Raw genomic sequence first — 3,680 nt, forward strand, 5'->3', positions numbered from 1 at the left:
GCGGCTGCTGCGTGTGTTCCGTATCTTCAAGCTGGCTGCCTACGTGGCTGAATACCAGTCGCTGGGCCGGGCGCTGGCAGCGAGCGGCCGCAAGATTCTGGTGTTCCTGTCAGCCGTGGTCATGATGGTGCTGGTGATGGGTACCGTGATGTACGTGGTCGAAGGGCCGTCCAACGGCTTTACCAGCATCCCGACCTCGGTCTACTGGGCCATCAGCACGGTCACCACGGTAGGCTTTGGCGACATCACGCCCAAGACAGACCTGGGCCGGCTGATCTCGTCATTCATGATGTTGCTGGGCTGGGGCATTCTTGCGGTGCCCACCGGCATCGTCACGGCCGAAATGGCGGCGGAGCGGCGGCTGCAGCATCTGGCCTTGCCGACCACGCGCACCTGCCATGAATGCCTGACCGAAGGCCACCTGCCCGAGGCAGACTTCTGCTTTCATTGCGGGGCAGCGCTGCCGCTTTATCAGCATCAAGACCAGCACAAGGATTCCGGGGACGCGAAGGATGCATCCTCTCGGCGTCCTGGTGTTTAAGACGCGCCGGCCGTCAACCGGCGCGGCGTGATCTCTATCGACCCGAGCGCTGTACTCATCCACACCGTGCCGTCCTGCACCGTCACCTGCAGCTGCATGCTGCGCTCAGCCAATTTGGCCAAGGCCTGGCTTTCTGCCGCGTCGATCTGCCAGACCACCAGGTTGGCGGCRCGGGTGAGCTTGGTTTCAATGTTCTTCCACCAGACCGGTGTACTGCTGGCAAAGCTGTAGACGCTGACCTTTTCGGCCCGCCCGGCGGCCTTCATCAGGCGCTTGTCGTCGGGCTGGCCGACGTCAATCCAGTGCAGGATCTGCTCGGTGTAGTCCTTGTGCCAGAGCGCGGCTTCATCCACGTCCCACAAGTCCTTGGCAAATTCAAGGTTGCCCTTTTTGTCGTCGGCCGGCACGTTGAGCGCGAAGGCCAGCAGGCGGATCATCATGCGTTCGTCGGCCTCCGACGGGTGGCGCGCAATGGTCACGCTGTGGTCGGCGTAGATGCTGCGGTCCATGTCGGACAGGGCTAGCTGGGCTTTGTAGATAGTGGCTTTGAGTGCCATAGGATTTACTTCTTTATCTCTGGTCTGGACGGGAACGAACCCTCTATTGGAACAGAGCGCAGAAGGGTAACCCCGCCCGAGCGGGATTTAACGGGTCTGGCTATAGTTTCCCCGATGATCAGTCTTTCAGTCCTAGACCAGTCCGTCGCCGTCACCGGCCGCACGGAAGACGCCTCCATCCGCGAAACCCTGCAACTGGCCCGCCACTGCGAAGCGCTGGGCTACAAACGCTTTTGGGTCAGCGAGCATCACAGCCACCCCAGCATCGTCGGCTCGGCCCCCGAAGTCTTGATGGCAGCCATCGCGGCCACCACCAGCCGCATCCGCGTGGGCAGCGCCGGTGTCATGCTGCCGCACTATGCGGCGCTCAAGGTGGCAGAGCAGTTTCGGGTACTCGAAGCCATCGCGCCGGGCCGCATCGACCTGGGAGTGGGCCGCGCGCCGGGCTCRGACATGCGTACGGCGCGTTTGCTGAGCAGCGACCCGCGTCAGTCGGCCGAGAACTTTCCCATCCAGGTGCGTGAGCTGCAGGCCTGGCTGGCTGGCGTTGACCTGCCCGAAGGCCATCCGGGCCGCGGCGTGACGGCCAACCCCATGGGGCCGACCACGCCGGAGATGTGGATGCTGGGCAGTTCTGACTACGGCGCGCAGCTGGCCGCGCACTATGGACTACCGTATGCGTTTGCTTACTTCATCACCGACGGGCAGGGCGCGGAGCAGGCATTGGACCTGTATCGGTCCACCTACCGGCCCAGCCCGCGCCACCCGACGCCGCAGGCGGTGCTCTGCGTCTGGGCGCTGGCGGCCGACACGGAGGCCGAGGCCTGGCATCACTTCTCGGGTCGCGAGCGCTGGAAGATAGACCGCAACCGCGGCGCGCTGGCGGCCCTGCCTTCGCCCGAAGAAGTGGCGCTGCGGCCGTATACGCCAGTCGAGCAGGCCGAGGCCGACAGGCTCAGGGCCAATGCGTTGGTCGGCAGCGGCCCGCAAGTTGCTGCCAAATTAAGGGCGTTGGCTCATACACTGGGGGTTGACGAGCTGGTCGTGATCACCTGGACACACGACCCCGTTGCCCGCAGGCGCTCCTATGAACTGCTGGCGCGGGAGTTTTTCTGAGTTTGAAACCGGCTACCCACAAAAAACACTGAACAAATATCGAGACAAGGACCACCCCATGCAAACGCCTCCTGCCACTCCGCTCTTTAGCGCCGCCATCGCCGGCAGCCTGCCCAAACCTGGCTGGCTGTCGGAAACCCAAAAACTCTGGCCTCAGTGGAAAAGTGAAGGCGAAGAACTCAGGCAGGCCAAGGCCGACGCCACGCTGCTGTGGATCAAGGTGCAGGAAGACGCGGGCCTGGACGTGATTGGTGACGGCGAGCAGTCGCGCCAGCACTTTGTGCACGGTTTTCTGGAGCAGGTTGACGGCATCGACTTCGAGCACAAGGTCAAGATGGGCATACGCGACAACCGCTATGACGCGATGGTGCCGCAGGTGGTGTCGCAGCTCAAGCTCAAGGGCCGGGTGCATGCTGCTGAAGCACGGCTGTTGCGCGCGCACACCACCAAAAAAATAAAATTCACCTTGCCGGGCCCGATGACGATTGTCGACACCGTGGCCGACCAGTTCTACGGCGACAAGGTCAAGATGGCGATGGCGTTTGCTGAGCTGCTGAACCAGGAAGCGCTGGCGCTGCAGGCCGACGGCGTCGACATCATCCAGTTCGACGAACCCGCGTTCAATGTCTACATGAAGGAAGCCGCCGACTGGGGCGTGAGGGCGCTTGAGCGCGCGGCGCAGGACCTGACCTGCACGACCGCCGTGCACATTTGCTACGGCTACGGCATCAAGGCCAACACCGACTGGAAGGAAACCCTGGGCGAGGAATGGCGGCAGTACGAAACCGTGTTTCCGGCGCTGGCCAAAAGCACCATCCGCCAGGTCAGCCTGGAGTGCTACCACTCCCACGTGCCGCCGCACCTGATGGCGCTGCTTGAGGGCAAGGACGTGATGGTCGGCGTGATCGACGTCGCCAGCGAGGAGATTGAAACGCCCGAGCAGGTGGCCGACACCATCGGCAAGGCGCTCAAATATGTGCCCAGAAACCGATTGATTCCCTGCACCAATTGCGGCCTGGCGCCCATGGACCGCGAAGTGGCCCTGAAGAAGTTGCAGGCGCTGGGTGCAGGTGCGGCGCTGGCGCGGGAACGCTACAAGTAAGGTTGCTCAGCGCGCGCGGCATTGCTGCGCAGTGCGGGAGGCCGTTGTGCTGGACTGAATGCACGGCGCTGGTGTACGCTGGCAGCATGAGCAATGACCCCACGCTTCCGCATCATCCTCACGACCACGATCATTCTCACGGTCCTGGACACGCGCATCCTCACGCGCAGGGAGAAGCCGACCCGCCATGGAAGCACGACGGCGTGCGCGTGATCGCCGGCAATCAGCTTGATGGCAATACCGCACAAACACCCGGCATGGACAGGCGCGCCGCCATCAACTTCGCCCGCGTCGGTGCCCAAAAGCTCTGGGCCGGCACGGTGACCATCCACGCCGACGCCAAGACCGGCGCCCATCATCATGG

Annotated in this window: 4 protein-coding genes and 1 pseudogene; 4 read left to right on the forward strand and 1 reads right to left on the reverse strand. The window is 63.4% G+C overall.

Annotated elements, in window-relative coordinates; genetic code table 11:
• The coding region (locus AC1D1P_RS17540; protein WP_477673845.1) for an ion transporter at positions 1-541 on the forward strand (541 nt) is incomplete at its 5' end.
• Here AC1D1P_RS17540 and AC1D1P_RS17545 read toward each other — a convergent pair.
• Positions 538-1,098 (reverse strand): YaeQ family protein, encoded by a 561-nt coding sequence (locus tag AC1D1P_RS17545; protein WP_477671455.1) that lies wholly within the window; start codon positions 1,096-1,098, stop codon positions 538-540. The genes AC1D1P_RS17540 and AC1D1P_RS17545 overlap by 4 nt on opposite strands.
• 117 nt (positions 1,099-1,215) lie before the next feature.
• On the opposite strand from AC1D1P_RS17545, the gene AC1D1P_RS17550 reads away from it, so the two are divergent.
• The 3 genes and pseudogenes from AC1D1P_RS17550 to AC1D1P_RS17560 form a co-directional block, all read left to right on the forward strand.
• Entirely contained in the window at positions 1,216-2,214 is a 999-nt protein-coding gene (locus tag AC1D1P_RS17550; protein WP_477673846.1) for an LLM class flavin-dependent oxidoreductase, read from the forward strand.
• 58 nt (positions 2,215-2,272) lie between these two features.
• On the forward strand, positions 2,273-3,316 hold the full coding sequence (locus tag AC1D1P_RS17555) for a methionine synthase (protein ID WP_477671457.1): 1,044 nt from the start codon (positions 2,273-2,275) through the stop codon (positions 3,314-3,316).
• Positions 3,317-3,402: 86 nt separating this feature from the next.
• A pseudogene (locus tag AC1D1P_RS17560) lies at positions 3,403-3,680 on the forward strand (cupin domain-containing protein); the annotation flags it as partial.

The organism is Polaromonas sp. P1_E1_2 (genome assembly GCF_056406035.1).

Bases quoted from the DNA above. Each gene is read 5' to 3' on its own strand.
- AC1D1P_RS17555 (WP_477671457.1), top strand. From the start codon at position 2,273: ATGCAAACGCCTCCTGCCACTCCGCTCTTTAGCGCCGCCATCGCCGGC.